Origin of the sequence: Lentimicrobium sp. S6, from assembly GCF_013166635.1 — a bacterium.
Taxonomy (GTDB): Bacteria; Bacteroidota; Bacteroidia; order Bacteroidales; family UBA12170; genus UBA12170.
The window spans coordinates 25,308-48,521 of record NZ_JABKBZ010000032.1 but is presented as its reverse complement, the minus strand read 5'-3'; the positions used below and the strand labels follow the sequence as shown (position 1 = coordinate 48,521).

General features: G+C 35.2%; 16 protein-coding genes. 7 read left to right on the top strand and 9 right to left on the bottom strand.

The window, feature by feature from the left end; translation table 11 throughout:
* Positions 1 to 129 precede the first annotated feature (129 nt).
* From HNS40_RS11915 to HNS40_RS11885, 7 genes are all read right to left on the bottom strand, one after another.
* Positions 130 to 2,316, bottom strand: a complete 2,187-nt coding sequence (locus HNS40_RS11915; protein ID WP_172281060.1) for an LruC domain-containing protein — start codon at positions 2,314 to 2,316, stop codon at positions 130 to 132.
* A 714-nt stretch (positions 2,317 to 3,030) separates the two neighbouring features.
* The gene (locus HNS40_RS11910; protein ID WP_172281058.1) at positions 3,031 to 5,160 is read right to left on the bottom strand and encodes an LruC domain-containing protein; all 2,130 of its coding nucleotides are present in this window, start codon (positions 5,158 to 5,160) and stop codon (positions 3,031 to 3,033) included.
* A gap of 289 nt (positions 5,161 to 5,449) precedes the next feature.
* Positions 5,450 to 6,211 (bottom strand): LytTR family DNA-binding domain-containing protein, encoded by a 762-nt coding sequence (locus HNS40_RS11905; RefSeq protein ID WP_172281056.1) that lies wholly within the window; start codon positions 6,209 to 6,211, stop codon positions 5,450 to 5,452.
* Complete coding sequence (locus HNS40_RS11900; RefSeq protein WP_172281054.1) at positions 6,204 to 7,271, bottom strand: sensor histidine kinase; 1,068 nt, start codon at positions 7,269 to 7,271, stop codon at positions 6,204 to 6,206. The genes HNS40_RS11905 and HNS40_RS11900 overlap by 8 nt, the downstream gene beginning before the upstream one ends.
* A gap of 26 nt (positions 7,272 to 7,297) precedes the next feature.
* A complete protein-coding gene (locus HNS40_RS11895) occupies positions 7,298 to 8,119 on the bottom strand; it encodes a LiaI-LiaF-like domain-containing protein (protein WP_172281052.1) in 822 nt (273 codons plus the stop codon).
* A gap of 192 nt (positions 8,120 to 8,311) precedes the next feature.
* Positions 8,312 to 9,532: an FtsX-like permease family protein gene (locus tag HNS40_RS23715; RefSeq protein ID WP_172281050.1), complete on the bottom strand. Its 1,221-nt coding sequence runs from the start codon at positions 9,530 to 9,532 to the stop codon at positions 8,312 to 8,314.
* A 1-nt stretch (position 9,533) separates the two neighbouring features.
* The gene (locus HNS40_RS11885; protein ID WP_172281049.1) at positions 9,534 to 10,271 is read right to left on the bottom strand and encodes a porin family protein; all 738 of its coding nucleotides are present in this window, start codon (positions 10,269 to 10,271) and stop codon (positions 9,534 to 9,536) included.
* A 264-nt stretch (positions 10,272 to 10,535) separates the two neighbouring features.
* On the opposite strand from HNS40_RS11885, the gene HNS40_RS11880 reads away from it, so the two are divergent.
* The 7 genes from HNS40_RS11880 (at position 10,536) to HNS40_RS11850 (ending at position 19,206) form a co-directional block, all read left to right on the top strand.
* Positions 10,536 to 11,189, top strand: coding sequence for a porin family protein (locus tag HNS40_RS11880; protein ID WP_172281048.1), 654 nt, complete (start codon positions 10,536 to 10,538; stop codon positions 11,187 to 11,189).
* Positions 11,190 to 11,261: 72 nt separating this feature from the next.
* On the top strand, positions 11,262 to 12,251 hold the full coding sequence (locus tag HNS40_RS11875; RefSeq protein ID WP_172281047.1) for a hypothetical protein: 990 nt from the start codon (positions 11,262 to 11,264) through the stop codon (positions 12,249 to 12,251).
* 146 nt (positions 12,252 to 12,397) lie between these two features.
* A complete protein-coding gene (gene guaB, locus HNS40_RS11870) occupies positions 12,398 to 13,861 on the top strand; it encodes an IMP dehydrogenase (RefSeq protein ID WP_172281046.1) in 1,464 nt (487 codons plus the stop codon).
* 37 nt (positions 13,862 to 13,898) lie between these two features.
* Positions 13,899 to 15,908, top strand: coding sequence for a peptidylprolyl isomerase (locus tag HNS40_RS11865; protein WP_172281045.1), 2,010 nt, complete (start codon positions 13,899 to 13,901; stop codon positions 15,906 to 15,908).
* A gap of 68 nt (positions 15,909 to 15,976) precedes the next feature.
* Positions 15,977 to 16,837 (top strand): hypothetical protein, encoded by an 861-nt coding sequence (locus tag HNS40_RS11860; RefSeq protein ID WP_172281044.1) that lies wholly within the window; start codon positions 15,977 to 15,979, stop codon positions 16,835 to 16,837.
* A gap of 2 nt (positions 16,838 to 16,839) precedes the next feature.
* Complete coding sequence (locus tag HNS40_RS11855) at positions 16,840 to 18,231, top strand: peptidylprolyl isomerase (RefSeq protein WP_172281043.1); 1,392 nt, start codon at positions 16,840 to 16,842, stop codon at positions 18,229 to 18,231.
* A gap of 3 nt (positions 18,232 to 18,234) precedes the next feature.
* On the top strand, positions 18,235 to 19,206 hold the full coding sequence (locus HNS40_RS11850) for a MoxR family ATPase (RefSeq protein WP_172281042.1): 972 nt from the start codon (positions 18,235 to 18,237) through the stop codon (positions 19,204 to 19,206).
* A gap of 142 nt (positions 19,207 to 19,348) precedes the next feature.
* Here the strand turns inward: HNS40_RS11850 and HNS40_RS11845 are convergent, their stop codons facing one another.
* Together HNS40_RS11845 and HNS40_RS11840 are read right to left on the bottom strand one after the other, a co-directional pair.
* Positions 19,349 to 20,302, bottom strand: a complete 954-nt coding sequence (locus HNS40_RS11845; RefSeq protein WP_172281041.1) for a transketolase family protein — start codon at positions 20,300 to 20,302, stop codon at positions 19,349 to 19,351.
* Between the two features lie 617 nt (positions 20,303 to 20,919).
* Positions 20,920 to 22,941: an agmatine deiminase family protein gene (locus HNS40_RS11840; RefSeq protein WP_172281040.1), complete on the bottom strand. Its 2,022-nt coding sequence runs from the start codon at positions 22,939 to 22,941 to the stop codon at positions 20,920 to 20,922.
* Positions 22,942 to 23,214 lie beyond the last annotated feature (273 nt).

The window sequence follows — 23,214 nt, the reverse complement described above, 5'->3', positions numbered from 1 at the left end:
GTTGTGTGTTAATAGTGATGTGCCAAGTAGCAAAAATACCATTTCTGAATAAACAAAATCAATAAAAAATGCTGCCAGAAATCTGACAGCATGAACATATTATCTACTATTATTATGAAATTATAATATTTATGGAGTGTAAATTACATTTGTATTTCTATATCCAGCTCCATCACTATACCAATCAGGATAATTCGCTCCATCACTTTCTGCCCAATCACCAAAATAGTTATAAGCATCGATGATAGCTGATTTCTCAATTGGATAATCAAAACCGCTTGAAATATCGATAGCCCAAGGTAGATTATTAAAAGATTTATAATAATATCCTGCACTGGGAACGCTTTCATCTTGGCCTGTGCCAAACAAACTTAAATTCGCTAAGTCAGTAGGCTTATTGTTTTTCAAATGTACTTCTCTACTTCTATCACCGTTTATAAAAATAAATGGGTTGAAAGGTGTTTGCCCAAGGTTGATATCACTTATTGGATAGGCAAAGCTAATTAAGAAATCTATTTGCTGAGGCTCCACATAAATAGAACCAGGCCTTGTGTTTACTCCAGTTCCGCCACCTGGGTGTGGAAGTAAGTCAAAGCCATTGTCAAAGAAAACAACAACAGCATTAGATTGTCCTGTTTCTAGATTTCTTCCATCTAAATTGATAATGTTTTGTGTCATACTAAAGTCACCAGTAACTTCACTCACCATATCATTAGCAATAGGTAGCTCCATTCCAAATCCATTCTTGTAACTAGCACCAATTGCCATGACTTTTAAGCTCACATATATTTCAACTGCATTATCATTAGCATTGGTTACGGTATTAAAATTATAATCCACAACCAAATCGTTAAAGTCATAATCAGCTTTAAATGGCCATAAATCTTCAAAAGCTAAGGTGCCAAATGTGTTCTCATTAGGGTGGTAATTATTGAAAGCTCTTTCTGGATCATATGGATAATCATCAAACTCATCAATTACTCCATCTCCATCTGTATCTAGACTTCCTGGTCCTTCGCTACCTGGATTACAATATGTTTCAGGTATACTTGCTTCACAAAATGTTACACTTGGAGCAATGGTTCCATTATTAGTTTCTATTTCATTCTCATCGCAGTAATCTATGTTTCCAGAGATGCTTCCAGAGCTATTTATGGTGGTGTTTCCTGTTACTACTATTTTAGAATAAGAAGAACCATTACCAACAATATCATCATTAATCATCATGTGAACTACATCAATCAAAGCTTGGTCATACATTTGTAACTCCCCATTACTATTAAGAGTTAGAGTTCCATTGATATCCATATATGAGTAATTATATAAGGTGCTATTATTATTGAAGTTGCCAGCAACATTAGCTCTACAGTGATTTTCAAATATTGCATTGGAATTATTGGCTACATTTCCTGCGAAATTCATAATTCCTTCATTATAGGTGAAACTATTATTGTTATAGTGATTAGAGAATGCTATAATACCATAATTGTAAAATTGACCACCACTGTTGATGTTAGCTCCAGCTAAGGCTATATATCCCCAGTTTTTAAAAATACCATTAACATTAGGGCCAGCACTTACCATGAAAACATCACTATAATTTTCAATAACTAAATCGGAGCTGTTCATATTCAGCGAGTTTGAAATAAAAGCACCATCGTCATTTATAATAATGGTTCCGCCACCATTTATCCATTGTGAAGTTAAGGTTCCGCAAACTTTAAGAGTTCCACCATTCATGGTTAAACCTCCGGTAAAAGTAGCTCCATTTAAAATACAAATTGTTTCTCCGCTATTTATTGTTAGCGTTCCAGTTAGATGATCAGAAATAGTAGTAGTACAATCGCTGCAACCGGGACCGGTTACATTTCCTCTCATGCTATTTACCGATTTAGTATCTGTGAATATGTATTCTAATTTTTCACCATTAATATCCATTGTTACAGTTTCTATTACACCACTATTTGTTGTACGACGGATGTAAATAGTTTCTTGATAAGCGGGTAAGATTATTGTCGTTTGGAATTCTTGGTTTCTATTAGTAATCCCTGATTTAATGGCTTTACCATTCTCATTAGGGTTGGCATCAAAGAGTTCAATTTTTAGGGCTGGGAGACCAATATGGTCGCTCGCAATAATCTTTATATCTATAGTTTGGCTGGTTTTGAAATTAAATGTTTCGCTTACTAGCAAGTCCTCCATGGTTTTTTCAGGAATACATGGTGGGTCTTGTTCTAAGTCTTTAGAACAGGAAGAAAACCCCCAAACTAAAACAAATACTAAAAGTATAATTTTTAAGTCTTTCAGTAGTTTCATAGGTCTAATTTTAAATGTCACCGATAATATCAAGAATTATGCCAATAGCTTCGGTTTGTCAGGATTCATTTTTATGTTTCAGATATTCAGTATCTTTAAGTTCGTATGCTCAGTTTCTATGTTTGTGAATATTTTCCATTGTAAAGAATGTTTAAACCAGAATTAGAGATTGAATTAGGCCACAGTTTCAGATAATTATACCAATTGTATAATGAAATTAGTTCTTAAGCATTTCATTATTACAATGGTTAATGCCGATAAGAAATGATCCATTTGTATTAAGATTAATTTTTAGGCTAAGTCCATTTCATCATCGGTATTAGTTCATATATGACACAGATTTATGAAGAGCTATCAGGATAGCCTAAAGAAAGTTGTGAAAATATAGGGGCTAATTTCGATATCCACTAGTGGAAAAACCAATAATACATTATCTTTTACTTAATCATCCTTTGATGTAACCCGTTATAACTACATGATTATTAATGCAAATCTAATACATCATTGGCTTCCTGATGAATTATTTAATAATCGAACCTCAGGTTTTAAGGAATTTGAGAAATGCAAATAGCCCTACTGGCCTAAGGTTTAGTAAATGTTTTCATTCTGGATTTCTAAAAAAAGCACATAATGTATTTTATTTTCATGCAAAAAAAATGCTGCCAGAAATCTGACAGCATGAACCTATTATCAATTATTATGAAATTATATTATTTATGGGGTATAAATTACGTTAGTATTTCGGTAACCAGCACCATTTGTATACCAATCTGGATAATTGGCTCCATCACTTTCGGCCCATTGTCCAAAATAGTTATAAGCATCAATAATGGCTGTTTTCTCAATTGGATAATCAAAGCCATCGATGATATTTATTGCCCAAGGAAGATTGTTTGAAGATTTATAATAATATCCTGAATTAGGAACACTTTCGTCTTGACCAGTTTGGAATAAACTTAAATCTGCTAAGTCAGTAGGTGTATTGTTTTTCATGTGTACTTCTCTTCCTCTATCCCCATTTACAAAGATGAATGGGTTAAATGGCGCTTGTCCAAGATTTGCTGCGCTCACAGGATAATCAAAGCTGATTAAGAAATCTACTTGTTGTGGTTCTACATAGGTAGCACCATTTCTAGTATTTACTCCTGTTCCATCACCAGGGTGAGGAAGCAAGTCGAATGCATTATCAAAGAACACAATAACAGCATTACTTTGTCCGGCCTCCATGTTTCTTTCATCTAAACTCACTATATTTTGAGTCATGCTAAAGTCACCTGTTATGCCACTAACTGCATCATTTGCAATGGGAAGTTCGATTCCAAATCCGTTTTTGAATCCAGCACCTATGGCCATCACCTTTAAACTTACATATACTTCTACTGAATTATCATTGGCATTGGTTACCGTATTGAATTGATAGTCCACAACCATATCGTTGAAGTCATAATCACCTTCAAAAGGCCATAGGTCTTCAAAGGCAAGTGTGCCAAAGGTGTTGTTATTAGGGTAATAATTATTGAAAGCTCTATCTGCATCATTTGGATACTCATCAAACTCATCATCTACACCATCCCCATCTGTATCATTTCCTCCGGAACCTCCAGAACCGTTGCTGCCTGGGCTACAATAGGATTCAGGAATGCTAGCTTCGCAGAAAGTCACACTGGCTTCAATAGTTCCGTTATTGGTTTCTATTCCACTTTCATCACAATAATCTAAATTACCCCCAATTGTAGCATTATTCAATGTGGTATTATTAGAAACCATAATTTTTGCATAGCTATCACCTAAGCCGTACACATCATCATTAATGGTCATGTCTACTGTTTCAATTAATGCTTCGCTATATAAATTCAAACCTCCATTACTATTATTGGTGAGCCTACCATTTATCTTAGCATAAGAATAGTTATTAAAGGCACTACTATTGTTTAAGTTTCCGGCAATGATTAATCTACAATGATTGTCGAAAGTAGAATTTGAATTGTTTGCTACGTTTCCTGAGATATTCATAAGCCCCTCGTTATAAGTATAATCACTATTGTTGTAATGACCAGAAAAATTGATATTCCCATAATTATAGAACTGACCTCCACTATTAATATTAGCTCCTGCAAGGTTTATGGTACCGTAATTCTTGAAAACTCCTTTAAGGTTTGGAGCAGAGCTTACCATAAAGGCATCACTATAGTTTTCGAAAACAAGCTCATCATCGTTCATGTTCAAATTACTTGCTTGTAGTACTCCATCATCATTAATAACAATAGTTCCATCACCATTTAGATTATTGATTATCAGTGTACCACACACTTTTAGTGTTCCCCCTTGCATTAATAAGTTTCCAGTAAAAGAACCTCCTGAAACAATACATATTACATCATTGTTCTTTACTTTTAGGACTCCATTCTGTGCGTTTGAAATGGTACTAGTACAATCCACACAACCAGGACCATCTACATTTCCTTTTAGTGCATTAGCAGATTTGGTATCTGCAAATGTGTATTCGATATCTTCTCCAGTAATATCTAAAGTGACCGTTTCGAGAGAGCCATCTGTAATTGTTCTACGGAGATAAACCACTTCTTGACTAGCTGGTAGGGTAATGGAAGTAGAAAATTCTTGTTCTTTATTAGTGATGCCCGTTTTGATAATTTGACCATCCTCATTAGGGTTGGCACTAAAGATGTCAATCTTAACAGCAGGTAGGCCAATCTTATCGCTAGAAACTACCTTAATATTAATAGTTTGACTGGTTTGAAAATCGAAGGTTTCGGTTACGACCAAATCATCCATGGTTCTGGCTGGTGTGCCTGGATCATTATTGGTATCTAGTTTTTTGTACAAGATGTGGCTCCCCAAATAAATAAAAAAGCCAACATGGCATACTTAAAGTTCTTAATAGGTTTCATAATACATTTTTTATTGTTCGTTTATCAATTCACAAATAGCGTACCAAATTATTACCAAATTATTAACAAAATATAATACAACCTGATACATAGAGGCATATGGGTAAATATATTTACTTGGTCATATTTATTGGTTAGATAAATATATCTCGATATGAGAAATCACATCAATATGAGAACGTAAATAATATTCTTAAAAGAAAGTCTTTTTTAAATAAGCCAGATTAAATATACAAAACTTTTCGAAGCAACTGCAATCCAGAGCGTGATATATTTATTTTTTCGCCATTAGTCAGTAATAATAGATAGGAATCTTTATTGTAGTTTTCCAATTTTCTGATAAAACTGGTATTTACTATATAGGAACGATGGACCCTTACATATTTTTTAGGGTCTAAATTTTCCTCAAAGAATTTCATTCGTGCATTCTTCAGGTATGTTCTTTCTTTGGTGTGAATAGAGATATAATCATCCTGCGCCTCCAGAAAAACCACATCCTCAATAGCGATTAGGTGAATATCCGTCTTATCTTTTACCGCAATCCGATCTAATTGTTTGTCATCGTTATCTTGGATGGAGCTTACTATATCTTTATAATCTTTTGTATTTATTGCTTTTGGGGAATTATTAAACTTTTCATATGCCTTATCGATAGCATTAAACAATCTATCCTTTGCAAAAGGCTTGAGGAGGTAATCCACTGCGTTTTTCTCAAAGGCTTCAATGGCGTATTGATTATATGCTGTTGTGAAAATAATCATAGGAGCATCGTCAAGTAGTTCGAGTAATTCGAGACCCGTCAACTTAGGTAACTCAATATCTAAGAACACTAAATCAGGTTTTAAATCTTGTATGGCTTTTAATCCACTAAAGCCATTATCAAATTTACCTATCAGTTCTACCTTATTATTCTCCTCTATATTTTTCCCTAATAATTCAGCGGCTAAATACTCATCTTCTACTATAATTGCCTTAAGTTTAGTCATCAGTTTTTATGTTTTGAGGGATAATTAATCGAACCCTAAAGATATTACTTTTCTTCTCAATTTGAAATAAATGAAATTGCTTGAATAATATTTCGAGTCTTTTTCGCACTGTATAAAGGCCAGTCCCTGAACCTTTCCTATGTGCTGTCTTTTCATCGTAATTATTTTCTAATTCTAGGTATAAATTACCTTGTTCTACATGACAATTAAAGGTAATGTTTACCTGGTCCACATCTCCCTGTAAGCCGTATTTTATGGCGTTTTCAAGTAAGGGTTGTAGTATTAATGCCGGAATCTTCATTTCTTTGCAATTGACTTCCCCGTTTCTTTCAAAATGAATTTTGTTGCCAAATCTCATAGTTTCAATGGCTAAATATCTTTCTAGGTTTAGCATTTCATCATCTAAGGATATGAGTTTTTTATAATCCTGATTCAAGCTAAATCTTAAATAATCAGATAATTCCAGTAGCATATTAGTAGCTTTATCTGGCTGTATTTGAATAAGCGCATGTAAAGAATTTAAACTATTGAACAAGAAATGTGGATTTAGTTTAGAGCGGAGGAGGTTGATCTCTGTATCTTTGAGCGTTCTTACTAAGTCGTTCTCTTTCTTTTGACGCTGCTGCATATGAGAATAATAGCTGTTCAGGTAATAGAAGAGGATAAGAACAATATACATTAAAAAACCATTAAGGTATCTCCAGCTGATTGCTTCCCAAAGGAAATCCTGAATTTCTGGAGTTTCAGAAAACAGTGCTGATAACAGATAAATACCGCTAATCACCCATATGCTTACTATAATAATTAAAGAACTGGCATGCTCCATAAAAATAGAGAATGTACTTTGTTTTTGAAACTCATTAAAACGAATAAAAAACCAAAGTCCTATTCCGAATAGATAAAACAACGCACCATATACCAAACCATCCACAACTGCATAATGCCAATCGAAATTGAATAATTGCATGAGGGCAAATGTTTGAATGCTAATGATAAGGATCCAAGCCAAGCTATAGAAGGCCAAATTTGCTTTATTACTGAGAACAGGATGCGGTTTCATAATTTATCTCCTTGTTGATGCTTTAATTAGTATGATTTAATTTCAGCACCTCCAAAGATAACAAGCCCTTTGATTACAAGCACAGAATCGCTTCCTTCTCCCGTTTGTAGTTCTCGGGAGATGTATCTTTGGTCTGAAAATCCACCAAAAATAGGTGTAGCTTCCAATACAATATTCCAATCTGAAGGCACTACAATCTCAGAGCCACCAAACATAAAAAACACATTGAGATAATTTCTTCCAGGAGCTAAACGAGAGCGAGTCATATTTACTTCAGAACCTCCAAAGATGGCCGTCATGCGACCACCTTTAAAGTTTGAAGAGTTTATTCTTTTTTTAGTACCACTAAATATAGCCACATCATCCACATAGTCGGCATCAGAAAAAGAGGTGTTTTGGTATTTTTTTCCATGAGGGCCTTGATGGGGAGGGGTGAATGGGCCAGAGCCATTTCCTTTGTCGTTTCTGTCATTCCCATCGTTATTATTGTTATTCCATGGGCCATTAAAGTTATGACCAGGACGTTTGAAGAGCAACATGATACCAACAATGATAATCACTACAGGCCAGAAAAGCTGACCAGCTCTAACAGATAGGTCGAAAATATTTGGTAGCCAAAAGAAAGTTCCAATGGCGATAAGGATAAATCCAGCTACTTTATTTCTAGAAAGGGTAAGGTTTAAGATACCGATTCCAATAAGTAAGGTTTTCCAGCTGAAAATATAATACCTTATTTCGGGAGTGAGGAAATCGAAATTACGGAGCAAGAAAAGTAGTCCGATAGTCAGTACAACAATTCCTCCTATGAGGTGATTATTTGTTTTGTTGGCAGGGGCTTGATTTGTCATGATTTCTATTTTTTAGTTTTATTTTCTAATTGATGAAGCAAAACTAGGTTCAGAAGGTTTTTTTCGCAATCGCTTTTCGGTGAACGGAGGTTATGTTTCGGTGAATGACGAAAATACAACCATTAAGCTCACTATTATATAAAACAAACCCTCAAGAATAAGGATAAATTCTAAATGATAAGTTTAAACCATTTAGGAAACAAGATTACTAGACAATTGTCTTAATGGATACAGAACAGAAATGGCACTCATGGTTAATACCATAAATAGGACTTTAAAGAAATCAGAGAAAATGATTTGGACAGGATAAGCATCAACAACGAAACCTGTCCCGCCTTGACCCAAAGAAATGACACCAAATTGCTGCTGAATAAACGCGATTAAACCACCCATTAGCAGCCCGATTAAACCACCAGCCAAGCTAATCATCATTCCTTCCATAGCAAAGATTCTCAGGATTAGTTTCTTAGAGGCCCCCATAGCTCTCAATGTCGCCATATCTGGTTTCTTGTCAACTATCAACATACTAATGCTACCGATTATATTAAAAGTAGCTATCAGCAAGATAAAGCCAAGAATAAGATAAACCATAGCCTTTTCCGACTGCATGACTTGTAGTAGTACCGATTGCTGTTCGAGACGATTTTTCACAATAAAACCCTCCCCTAAAAGTTTCTTTATTTCTTTTTGTACTTCATTATAATCATAACCTTGTTCCATTGCTAATTCAAAAGAACTGCATACATTTTTTTGACCTAAAATATCCTGTAGTGCTTGAAAGGAGATAAAAGCATAATGTTCATCATAATCTTGGCGCACGCTAAAATATCCCGAAGGAAACAAGCTCAACGTTTTAAAAGAATCGTCTAGTTTAGTACTGGCTTTTTTGCTTTTATCTGGCACATATACTTGTATTGAAGAATAAAAATCACTCAATCGGCTTTGTAAACGATAAGCCACTCCATAACCTAAAACTATGTAATCGGCTCGTTTTTCACGTAATTTAAACTGTCCTTGAACCATCAAAGTATCCATCTGACTCATGATGGCAAAAGAGGAATCCACACCTTTTAATTTCACTATGGCTTGGCGGTCTTTGTATTTTAATAGTGCATTTTCTTCTAAAACAGGGCATACGTATTTTACTCCTTTAATATTTTGTAGCTTCTCCAAAGGAAAATCTTTCATATGGATGGTTTTCCCTGTGGAGGGCTCTACCACTAATTCTGGATTAAAGCTATTGAATAGTGAAATGACCAACTTTTCGAAGCCATTAAAAACAGACAGTACAATAATTAATGCAGCAGTAGTCAGCATCACACCAACAACAGAGATGATGCTGATGTAATTAATAATGTGATGCGATTTCTTGGCGAAAAGGTATCGTTTGGCTATGTAGAAGTCGGTTCTCACTTTAGAAAATCACCCCTAGATTTAGTTCGAAATAATAAGGAACAGCCTTTGCATCGACGCTGTTATCAACAGTGTTTGTCCCTTTTAGAATATTTGTAAATCCGTTATTAAAATTGATTCCGATCACAACACTTACCGATTCGTCAATTACATACTCAGTTCCAGCTCCTACTAATAAGGAAGCTTTTACAAGAGTTGTTTCTTCTTTAATGTCTATTTTGTTCTCGCCATATGAATATTTCCCAGTTATGGGATTACTTCCGCTATACTCATCATTGGCTTTCGCTCGTATATTGAATCCAGTATTAATCCCTATCTGTCCAAAAAACTTTAAATTTTTTGCCAATTCATTGGTTTTCATTTTCAGTGCCATTGGTACCTCAATATATCTTAGATTATAATCTCTTTGCATTTCACCAGTATAATCCATAGGAATTCCAGCAGTTTCAAGAGTGGCCATATGAGGGTATTTTAATTTTCCACCAAAATAACTCACATTAAAGCCTGTGGCTAGATAGTAATTCTCCATTAGCGTAATATCAGCTATTAAACCCCAAGAAAATGTAAAGTCACTTCCGTTTCCTTCGTAGTTTTTGGCATCTGGACTTAACCAACTAATAGCAGGGCTTAATTTAAATCCAAATTTAAAAGGTTTCTGCTGGGCTCGGCTCGAGATGCTGAGCATCAAAAACAGAACGATAAGAGAACTAAAGAGCGTGTTTTTAATATAATATTTCATCCGTTTATATTTTATTTTCGTTGATTTATAAAAGTGTTTGAATTAAAAAAAAACATTTTTAACTGAAATTTGTGTAGATTATTCATGTTTTAAAGCTACCAAATGAGTGGTTTATGTGCTAAATTGGCATTAATTCCTTAAAAAACGAATGAAATCTCATTTCATTTTAACGAAAGTATTATATTTGAAAGTTCAAACAGCCAAGTGCGATGGCTATTTTTAAACAAATCTATGTTGAGTAAGTAATTATAAAATCTATATGTTATGAGAAAATTATTCCTTGTTTTTACGGTGTTATTAATGAGCACAGCCTTAATGGCTCAATTGCCAAATATTGGTATTAGAGGAGGTCTAACGACTTCAAAATTATCAACAAATCTAAGTGAAAATTTTGCATCTGAAAATCAGTTGGGTTATCAAGGTGGTGTGTTTGTTCGATTAAAATTCAATAAGTTATATATTCAGCCAGAAGCGATCTATAACCATAGGAGTACTAAATTAGAGTACGAAGTAGTACCTGTATTAGATTATGATAATCAGAAAGTGGGTGCTAAAACCAGTATGAAGATTGGTACTATAGATGTTCCTGTTCTTGTAGGTTTTTATTTGGTAAAAAGTAAAATGTTCAATTTGAGGATTTTTGCGGGACCAGAAATTTCTTTCGCATCTAGTAAAAGTGTAGAATATCAATATACAACTGGAGATGGTACTGATTTCAATGGTGAGGTAGTGGATCCGATTACCGTTGATGATTTCAACCAAACTACATGGTATATGCAGGCTGGAGCTGGGGTTGATGTTCTTTTCTTCACTTTCGATGTACGTTACGAAAAAGGCTTGAGTGATTTGTATAATAAAAGTGATTTCAACTTTAAAAATAATGTCTGGGTATTTACTTTAGGTTTTAAATTTATCTAAAGAAATAAAAAAATTACAAAACCGTTTCCTTAATCAGAAACGGTTTTTTTTGTAATCTATAATTTAATAAAAATGAGGCAGGTAAAACACTTTAAACTCTCCTTGATATTTTTTGTAATTTTAATATTTGCAAGCTCATGCAATCATCCTTTTAACGTGGATGTTTCAGATATAGAAAGTAGGGATATTAAAATTCAACGCTATGAACAAGCTTTGTTTGCTGCGCCATTAAGTATAGGAAGAATAAATGAGCTACAAACACAATTTCCACTTTTTTTAGGCAACAAAACACTACAAGAAGACCAAATTGTACAGTTAAAAAACTATGTGAGCGACCCTTATTTGCAGAAGCTTTTCGACGAAACTGAGAAGGTATTTCCTAACTTAACGTCTCAAGAAGTTGAACTATCAAAGGCCTTTCAGTATTTACAGTTCTATTTCCCCAAATTTCAAATTCCAGAAGTATATTCTTATATCTCCGGCGACCAAGCGGAAACCTATTATGAGGATCCTGTTATAGTTATCAGTCTAGATCATTACTTAGGCTATAATCACGAAGCTTATAACATGGCTGGAACTCCAAAATACAAGCAGTTTTCTCTAGATAAAAAATTTTTCCTTAAGGATGTTCTAATGGCCATTGCTAAGTCTTATATTCCATCTCCAGGGAATAATGCCCAACTTCTAGAGCAGATGATTTATGAAGGTAAAATGCTCTATTTTATCAAAAGTATGAGTCCTGCATTAAGCGACAAAGTGCTTTTTACTCAAACAGAAACTCATTTTCAATGGCTTCAAGAAAAAGAAAAAGATTTATGGAGGTATTATATTGAGAATGAATTATTATACACTTCAGATTACTTGACTTATAATAAGTTCATTTCAGATTCACCATTCACAACATCATTAGGTGATGATTCTGCGCCACGAACAGGAATTTGGCTTGGCTATCAAATTGTATTTTCTTACATGAAGAAAAATGAAGTGGAACTAAAAGATCTCCTTCAAAACAAAGATGCCCAGCAAATACTGATTAAGTCTGGGTATAAACCTGGATTGTAGACCTTTATAAATATACTGCTAGTTGATTCTCTTAGGTGACAATCCATATAAAAATTATGATGTTATATATACCTTGGATTCAGGTTTTTTAACTTTTTAAGCAGTCTTATTTTTCATACTTTTGCACAAATTTTTAAACATAAGACATGTCGCACAGCAAAGTAATTCAAGAAGGCCTCACCTACGATGATGTACTTCTAATTCCAGCCTATTCTGAGGTTTTACCTAGAGAGGTTAATGTGAAGACCCAATTTACCAAAAACATTGAACTCAATATTCCTATTGTATCTGCAGCTATGGATACAGTAACTGAATCAGCAATGGCTATAGCACTAGCACAAGACGGTGGTATAGGTGTGATTCATAAAAACATGAGTATTGATAGCCAAGCTAATGAGGTAAGGAAAGTGAAAAGAGCAGAAAATGGGATGATTATCGATCCTGTTACACTACACTCTAATGCATTGGTTTCTGATGCTTTAAATATGATGGCTGAGTATAAGATTGGTGGAATTCCAGTAGTGAATAAATATAACGAATTGGTGGGGATTGTCACCAATCGTGATTTGCGTTTCGAAAGGGATTTCAACAAACCAGTTAATGATGTAATGACTCATGAAGTGATTACTACTAATGAATTTGCTGATTTCGAGAAAGCAGCAGACATTCTTCAAAAATATAAAATTGAAAAACTTCCAGTGGTTGATAAAAACAATAAGCTGGTTGGTTTAATTACCTATAAGGATATCATCAAAATTAAGCAGCGCCCAAATGCCTGTAAAGACACCATGGGTAGACTTCGAGTGGCTGCTGCCATAGGCATTAGTGGAGATAGCTTGGAAAGAGCCGATGCTTTAGTAAAAGCAGGAGTTGATGCTATTGTTATCGATACAGCCCATGGTCACACCAAGAGTGTGGTGATGGTATTAAAAGAAATCAAAGCTTCCTTCCCTAATATTGATGTGGTTGTTGGAAATATTGCTACTGGTGCAGCTGCTTTAGCTTTAGTAAAAGCGGGTGCCGATGCAGTTAAAGTTGGAATTGGACCTGGTTCTATATGTACCACAAGAATTATTGCAGGTGTTGGTGTTCCTCAATTAAGTGCTGTGCTCAATGTAGCTAAAGCATTAAAAGGTACCGGTGTCCCAATTATTGCCGATGGAGGAATCCGTTATACAGGTGATATTGTAAAAGCTTTAGCGGCTGGTGGTCACACTGTTATGGCTGGCTCATTGTTCGCTGGAGTCGATGAGTCTCCAGGAGAAACCATCATTTACGAAGGAAGAAAATACAAGTCATACCGTGGGATGGGTTCATTAGAGGCCATGCAAAAAGGTAGTAAAGATCGTTACTTCCAAGATATGGAAGACGATATTAGTAAATTGGTTCCAGAAGGAATTACTGGACGTGTGGCTTATAAAGGCACTTTATCAGAAGTTATTCATCAAATAGTTGGAGGATTAAGAGCAGGTATGGGATATACTGGTTCATCGGATATTAGTGACCTTCATAAAGCACAGTTTACTAAAATCACAGCCGCTGGGGTAGCTGAAAGCCATCCTCATGATGTTTCCATTACTCGTGAAGCTCCTAATTACAGTAGATCATAATTCATTTATCCAATCATAAAGTCAAAACAATTAAAAAATGAAATTCTTTAAATCTTTATTGTTAAGCTTAGTTGCTGTTCTTATCGTATCTCAAGTACAGTCGCAAAATGCAGAAAAAACCTTAATGACCGTTGGTGAGGAAGCCATCACTGTTGAGGAATTTTGGAATATCTATCAGAAAAACAACACTGATAAATCAATAGACAAAAAATCTGTAGATGAATATCTTGACCTCTATGTTAACTTCCGATTAAAAGTAAACGAAGCCAAATCCATGAAAAAAGATACGGTTCCTTCTTTTATTAAAGAGCTTGAAGGTTATAGAGATCAGTTGGCAAAGCCTTATTTGGTTGATGAGGATATCAATGAGGAATTAATGACGGAAGCTTATGACCGCATGCAAAAAGATGTGAGAGTAAGCCACATCTTATTATTTCTTGATGAGGATGCCTTACCAAAGGATACTTTGAAAATCTATAATAAAATTGATAAAATCAGAGCAGAAATTGAATCTGGCGAAATTAGTTTTGCGGATGCTGCAGTTAAATATTCTGATGATCGTTCTGCTAGAGATATGCCTGCTGAAGGGCGAAGACCAGCAAGAAAGGGGAATCAAGGTGATTTAGGCTATTTTACAGTATTCGATATGGTTTATCCTTTTGAAGTTGCGGCTTATAATATCGGTATTGATGAAATGTCAGCTCCAACTCGTTCTCGCTTTGGATACCATTTGATTTATAAAACAGATGAAATACCAGCGATAGGAAAAGCTCAAGTAGCTCATATTTTCATTAAAAGTATGGAGGGTGACACTGCAGTTGATCCAGTGGAAGCTAAGAAGAATGTAGAAGCTATTTATGCTAGATTTTTAGCGGGTGAGTCTTTCGAAGATTTAGTGAAGACCATGTCTGATGATAAAGGTTCTGCAGTTAAAGGTGGGGAACTACCCATGTTTGGTGCAAATCGTATGGTTCCTGTTTTTATTAAGCAAGTTTCAGAATTTGATAGCATAGGGCAAGTTTCTGCCCCTATACAGACCATGTATGGCTGGCATATTGTGAAATTCTTAGACCAAAAACCCATTGGTTCTTTCGAAAGTGTTAAAAGTGAAATCAAAGACAGATTGAAGAAAGATGTAAGAAGCGAAAAAGGACGTCAGTCTAAAATTGCTCAAGTGAAAAAAGAGGAAGGTTTTAAAGAAAACCCTGCTGCTTTAAAGGAGCTCACCACGCTGCTCGATTCTACTCTGTTGGCTCATAAATACGATGAAGAAAAAGCAAAAGAATTTACCACAGAATTATTCACATTAGCTGATGAATCTTATACCCAGTATGATTTAGTGGTTTATATTCAAGCCAGCGGTAAGAAAGCTGCTATTACGGACTTATCTCGTTATATTTATAAGAAATATCAAGATTTCGTTGATGAAACAGTCATTGATTACGAGAACCGTCACTTAGAAGCTAAATATAAAGAGTTTGCTTTATTGATGAATGAATACCGTGATGGTATCTTATTATTCGATTTGATGGATGAGAAAGTTTGGTCAAAAGCCGTTAAAGATACTACTGGATATGAAGCTTATTTCAACGAACACCGCAACGATTATATGTGGGACAAACGAGTGGATGCTGCTACTTTTACTTTTACCAATCCAGAAGCATTTAGTACAGTCCAAGCTCTGGTTCAGTTAAATAAAACTGATTTAGATATTTTAGGTGAATTACAAAACGACAGCTTGAACGTAGTAAAATACGAGCGTGAAAAGTATTTAAAAGGCGACAATGCTGATATTGATAATGTAAAATGGAAAACGGGTTCATATGAAGTGATTAAGAACGAAGCAGGAACTCCATTGGCTTTAATCAGAATTCATGAGAAATTAAAACCCATGCAAAAAGAATTATCAGAGTGCAGAGGTATGGTGATTTCTGATTATCAAAATGAATTAGAAAAGCGGTGGATAGTAGAATTAAAAGCAAAATATCCTGTGATTATCGATAAGGAGGTTTTAAAAGATTTAAAGTCTAATGGACTTGTAAAATAATACTTAATAGCGAGCCCAAAGTTGAGCGTAGCGTTTCAAGAACCTCCTCTACTTTGGGTTTACTTATGATGAAAAAATGGACTCAAATATCACTTATTTTATTGCTGCTCATGTCTTCATTTGCTTGCAAGAGACATCTGTATTCCGATAAAGAAACAGTATTGGCCAGAGTGGGTGAAAGTTATTTGTATCTTTCTGAATTATCTGAAAATATTCCTAGAAATATTAACAATACAGATAGTATTCAAATGCTTAATAGCCTTGTTGACAACTGGGTGAGAAAAGAATTATTATTGCAACATGCCGATAAAAACTTACCTGATAGCTTAAAAGATTTCTCAGAACAGTTGAGAATCTATGAAAATAGTTTGACTATTTATGAGTTCAAAAAGAAATTGGTGAATCAAAGGTTAGATACTGTGGTTGAAACTAAGGAGATTGAAAAATATTATGAGGATCATTTAAAAGATTTTCAGTTGAAAGACAATATTCTTCAGTTTGCATTTATTCAGATTCCTATTCAATCAGATTCAGTAGATCAGGCTAAGGAGTATATTCAAAATATCGCAGATACTGCTCTTGATAGAAGTAGAGTTGAAGTGTTTTGCCAAAACAATGCCATTGATTATTACTTGAACGATGAACATTGGATATCTTTCAATGAACTCATTAAAAGAGTTCCTATCGAGACCTATAACCAAGAACTCTTTTTGGAGAATAATAAGTTTATAGAAATAAAAGACCATCCCTATTGGTATTTTGCCAATTTGCGAGATTTTAAAATAAAAGAAGATGTGAGCCCTTTAAATTTTGAAAAGGATCACATACGAAATATTATTCTTAACCGAAGAAAGTTGAATATGTTGAATAGCTTAGAAAACGATATATACGAAGAAGCTACTCGACAACAACAATTCGAAATATACTAAATATGATACAAAAAAACGTGCTTAGATACTTTTGGTTACTAGCAGGTGGATTATTCCTCCTTACTGCTCAAGCTCAAGAACAGACTGAAATTACGAAATTTGAAGATGATAAAATTCTAGATCAGGTAGTGGCTGTAGTTGGAAAAAATATCATCCTGAAATCGGATATTGAAACTCAGTATTTGCAATATAGAATGCAGGGTTTTATTGAGGGCAATAGCAGAACCATTAAGTGCGATATTTTAAAAGATCTTATCTTCCAGAACTTATTGCTTAATCAAGCCGATGTGGATAGTATTGTGGTTGGTGAAAGCCAAGTTGACCAAGAGCTTGATCGTCGTTTTCGTTATTTTATTTCTCAGTTTGGCTCTAAAGAAAAGCTAGAGGAATACTATGATAAATCTGTTGATGAGTTTAAAGATGAGATGCGTGTAGTAATTAAAAAGCAGCTGATACAGCAAAGTGTACAAGGTGAAATTGTTAGTAATGTGGGCATCACTCCAAAAGAAGTAAAAGCTTATTATAAGGAAATTCCTCAGGATAGTCTTCCACTCATCAATACCGAGTATTTTGTAGCCGAATTGGTGAAGGAACCCCAAATTACTGCGGTGGAAAAATTGGCTGTAAAAGAAAGACTTTTAGAACTCCGTAAGAGAATTTTAAAAGGAGAAAGTTTTGCCACTTTAGCTATCCTATATTCTGAAGACCCAGGCTCAGCAAAGAAAGGTGGGGAACTAGGAATGTATGGTAAAGGTGAATTGTACCCGGAATTTGAAGATGTAGCTTTTAATTTAAAGGAAGGTGAAATTAGTGGTATTGTGGAAACTGAGGCTGGATTTCATGTGATTCAAATGATTGAAAATCAAAAAGACTTTGTGAACGTTCGCCATATATTATTGCGCCCAAAGGTTACGCCTTATCAAATTCAAGAAACTGTAAGCTATTTAGACAGTATTTATAACCTGATTCAGGACAGTACTTATACTTTCGCACAAGCTGTTAAACTGTTTTCAGATAACCCAAACAAAATTAGTGGAGGATATTTAATCAATCCACAAACAGGAAATAATATGTTTCAAGCTGAAGCTTTGGACCCAAAGGTTTTTTATGTGATTGATAAGATGCAAGTGGGTGATGTAAGTAAACCTACATCATATACCAACGAAGATTCAAAAGAAGCCTATCGATTATTACAATTGGTGGAGAAGACACCTCCTCACCGCGCCAATATTGAGCAAGATTACGATAAGATTTATAATATTGCACTCAATCAAAAGCATCAAGCCATACTAGACGAATGGGTGGTTGAACATGCTAAAAAAGCTTATATCAGAATAGTAGATAATTATTCTGACTGTGAATTATATAATGACTTGATGTCCTCAAAGAAATAAACCATGAAAAAATACGCATCAGATGTGGAGGCAGTAGATGCTTTTGCAGAAAAGTATAAGCTTCTTAAAGCAGAGATTTCTAAAGTGATTATTGGTCAAGATGAGGTCGTTCGAGATGTAATTATTTCTGTATTTAGTAAAGGGCATGCCTTATTGGTTGGTGTGCCTGGTTTGGCTAAGACATTATTGGTAAATACGATAGCAGATACATTAGGTTTAAATTATAAAAGGATTCAGTTTACGCCCGATTTAATGCCTTCCGATATTATTGGTTCTGAAATTTTGAATGATAAAAGAGAGTTTAAGTTTATTCAAGGTCCAATTTTCTCCAATATTATTTTAGCGGATGAAATCAATAGAACCCCGCCTAAAACTCAATCGGCGCTTTTAGAAGCCATGCAGGAACAATCAGTTACTGTAGGTAGAACAAGTTATCAGTTGGACAAGCCTTTCTTTGTTCTAGCTACTCAAAACCCCATCGAGCAAGAAGGAACCTATCCACTTCCAGAGGCTCAGCTCGACCGTTTTATGTTTAATATCATCCTTGATTATCCTTCCTACGAAGAAGAAGTACAAGTGGTTAAAGCAACAACTGGATCTCATAAAAACGAAACCAATGAGATTTTAGGAGCAGAAGAAATCCTGTTTTTCCAAGACTTAGTTCGTAAGATTCCTGTTACTGATAACGTATATGATTACGCCGTAAAGTTGGTGGCTAAAACTCGTCCGAATACTCCAATGGCCCACCAAATTACCAACGACTATTTAAGTTGGGGTGCAGGGCCGCGAGCTTCACAATATTTAATTATCGGAGCAAAGTGCCATGCTGCCATTAACGGGAAATACGCCCCAGATATTGAGGATGTTAAAGCCGTAGCTCCTCAGATTCTTCGACATCGCTTAGTCAGAAACTACAAAGCTGTAGCCGAAGGAATTAGTATGGAATTTATTATTTCGGAATTGGGGAAGGCTTAGGAAGGATAAAGGAGGAAGCCTGAAGCCTGAAATTGGAAGCGTGAAGTATGGGATGATAGCCCTTTACGGGATAGCGTCCCTGGTATTTTGTAGAAATTGACATTGAAAACAATACCCAGAAACTAGCACCCAGAACCCACCACTACTTCAAGCGAAAAAGTTGAATGGCTTGTCCAATAATATATTTTGAAGTGAGCCAATACTTGTCCAACAATTCTTCTGGTTGTCCTGATTCACCAAAACAGTCTGGCATTCCCATGATCTTCATCTTAACGGGATGGTTTTGACTCACCACCTCAGCCACAGCAGAGCCTAAACCACCATGTATTTGGTGTTCTTCCACCGTAAGAATAGCTCCAGTTTCTCGTGCTGCTTTAATGATGGTTTCTTCATCGAGAGGCTTAATGGTATGCATATTGATAACTCTAGCATTTACACCCTCCTCCTTTAGTTTTTTGACTGCTACTAATGCTTCCCATACCATATGTCCAGTTGCAATAATAGTAATATCATCTCCATCTACTAGGGTTTGAGCTTTCCCAATTTCAAAAGGTAAATCAAAAGAAGTAAAATTAGGAACGGCTTCTCTACCATAACGAATATATACTGGTCCATTGGCTTGTTCAACGGCTGCAGACACCGCCAAATGTGCTTGATTGGCGTCGCATGGGGAAAGCACCGTCATATTTGGTAATACTCTCATAATAGCCAAATCTTCCAATGCTTGATGAGTTGCTCCGTCGGGGCCAACAGAAATACCAGCATGAGCCCCGCCAATAATAGCATGCACATTATTATAACACAAGGAGATTCTAATTTGGTCGGTTGTACGTAATGCAGCAAAAACGGCATAAGTAGCAAAAACAGGGAGCTTTCCACTTAAGGCCAAACCCGCAGCAACACCAATGGCATTTTGCTCAGCAATCCCTAAAGAATAAAATCGTTCTGGAAAAGCATCAGCGAAAAAGTTCATGCAAACCGAAGAGGTGATATCGCTCCCTAATCCAATAATATTTTCTTCTTTTTCAGCAATAGATTTTAATCCCTCCCCAAAACCAAAACGAGTAGCTTTTGAGCCCAAATTTGAATATTTCATATATTTTTTCCTTTCTATCTCAAAGTTAAAGAAAAAGGGAAAATATTCCAAGGAGAAATTTCTGAGGAGGTCTTTTGGAGAAATTAGAGTGTGATTTAGTAAAGAAATGTTCAAAGTACTTGGAGGTAAAAGCTTATATTTATGTAATAAAATATCCTTCAAATTGGATTCTTACAGAAAAAGACAACTATTAATCACTTTACATAGGTTACTGAACTTATCGAAGTGTTCCAAATGGTCAGCAAGACAGAATAGCCTGAAAAATGACCCCTAATTACAGATCAGCCTGAAGAAAATATTTTGCAGAACTTTTCAATATGTCAATGATAAGAATATTGAATTTGATTTCTCAGTGACAAGCTTGGAATACTATTCTCTAATAATCGAGACCATCATCCTTTACATAAGGGCATAAAAAAACGCCCGAATGAAACATCCGGGCGCAGAATATATATACTCTTGTTTTAATGATCTTATTATTTAGAAGTATTTAGCAAAAGATGTCAAGGTCGAGGTTTTTGCAGTCTTGAAATTTAGGAGTCCCGATAGAAATCATCGGGATGACTGAATTTAAAACAATAAAAACGATGAGATTGGCTATTTCTTGCAAATACAACTTACATTTTAATCCATTTTTGGATAGTTACTTCACCATTCTTTTGAAGTCTTACTAAATAAACTCCATTCTCCATTTCGGAGCCTTGAGAATTTCTACCATCCCAATTATACTGATAGCTTCCGCTAGATAATCTACTGTCTTCTAATCGCTGTATCAACTGCCCATTGATATGGAAAATCTCAAGCTGAACAGCAGCAGGCTCTTCCAAAACTAAACTGATGGTTCCATGATTATTGATTGGGTTTGGAGCAATAACAAAATATTCTTTAGAATCGAACTCATCATTAACACCTACTCCATCTGAAGCTACAATACTATGATAATTATTAGCTTCCGTTGTGACAATAAGGCTATCATAAAAAATGGCTTTGCCTACTGCCACATCCAAATATACTTCAATAGACTCTGATGGTAATAACTCATAAGGATAAGAAGTGATTTCAGGAACAGTATGATTAATCCACCATAATGGAGAACCAGTTTCTCCTCTGACTATATTAGTTATTGCAGCAGGGCCATCACCAGTATTGTTTATAATGATAACGTGCTCTTCAGTTTCATGAACAAATAAAGTATCAGGAGTGAATGTAATATTTTCAGAAACAGCTTCACCACTTACAGTAAATACAAATGGATCTGGAGCACCAATATAAGGCATATTTTCGCTTCTTCCACTTTCATCGGCTGCATGAATATAGTAGGCCACTTCGTCACCTTCACTAGCGATAATATCAGCTGAGAACATCTCTTCTCCATTATCAGTCATAGTCATATATTGGAAAGCTCCCCCATTGATTTGATAATAAACCAAAAGAGAATCTGCATAAAGACTTTCGTTGCTATAAGGATGAATTTTAGCTTCAATGGTATAAGCGCTTTGTACTTCTACTTCGCCATGGAATGCTGGAATATGAGTGATCTTCAACATGCCGAAATCAGCAATCTCATGGGTTCTACAGTGCAGAGCATCAGAGTTTAACCAACCATCGCTTCCTGCCATTACGGTAACAATATTATAACCCGGCATGGCTTCCTCGTAAGTTGCAATAGCAGTAGCATCGTGAGTGCTTCCTGTAATCGGCAAAAATACTGTATTGTTTAAAATGAGTGAATTAGTATAAGGTGTGTAAGGATAATTTCCTGGAGCATAAACTCTAATCACCTCAAATGGATAGCCATAAGCACAGTTTCTTGTGGCAAAGTAATTGGCAGCAGCTTCATAATCCTCATAACGATAATCACTTTCTGGAACTTGAGAAACCAATACCTTATCTACATCGAGGAATTTTCCCCAACAATCGATATGCATGATATAATCATCTAATGGATCAGTTACCACAAAATTATCTGTCACCCCTAAATATTCTTCCATATAAGCATCTACTTGTGCATCTGAAATGGAGTTTTCTTCATAAACTAATTCTGTTTGAGCCGCAATGCCAAAGCCATCACACATATAGTTTCCACCTGTGTGAACAACAGGCATATTATAAACTGCAGCACCATATATATCGGCTATTTTAGCAGGAATAATATCATCATCTGGACGAGGTCTGTTATAGGTAAAGTTAACGATAGAAACCTGATCTTCTTCACGAATAAACCATGGACCGTAATCACGTGTCCAATAAGTATTATGAGGCTCCACCATAAAATCAACATTATCCATATTTACACCAGCATTTTCATACTGAGTAGTAACTGAGTTTTGTTGGCTAGTGGAATGTACTAAAGTGGTTACCTTAACCACATTCGACATTTCTACTATTAATTCCATTGGAATACCAAATGGATAAGCAATTAGAACCGCTTCCATGGGCTCAAACTCAGCAACTGGATTTATAGGGCCTTCAGGAGCCTCGCTAGGTTGAAAGAATTTACCAACATTGCTTCTATTGTCATATTCTTCTTGTGATAACCATCTTCCTTTTTTCAATTCTTCTGAAGATAGTTGTTGCGCGAAAAGACTCATTCCTGACCAAAGAAAGGCCACAAATATCAATAGGTATTTTTTATTCATGTTTGTTAATTATGATGTTTTTAATAGCAGACCAAATTACATCATTAATGGTTGCCTTAGCACTTAGAAAGTAATTTATAATGATTTTTAGTTGTGAATCAAATATTAAATATTCATTTATTCCACGCAAAGAAAACGCAAAGGAAAACCCGCAAAGGCCAGCTAAGAAAAGGAAAAAAAATCTCTACAAAGCCACAATATTTGAAATCTTCATTCATACATCTGTATAGCTGCGTAGCCAGATAGATTATTGGCATTTCTTCCCTACATTTG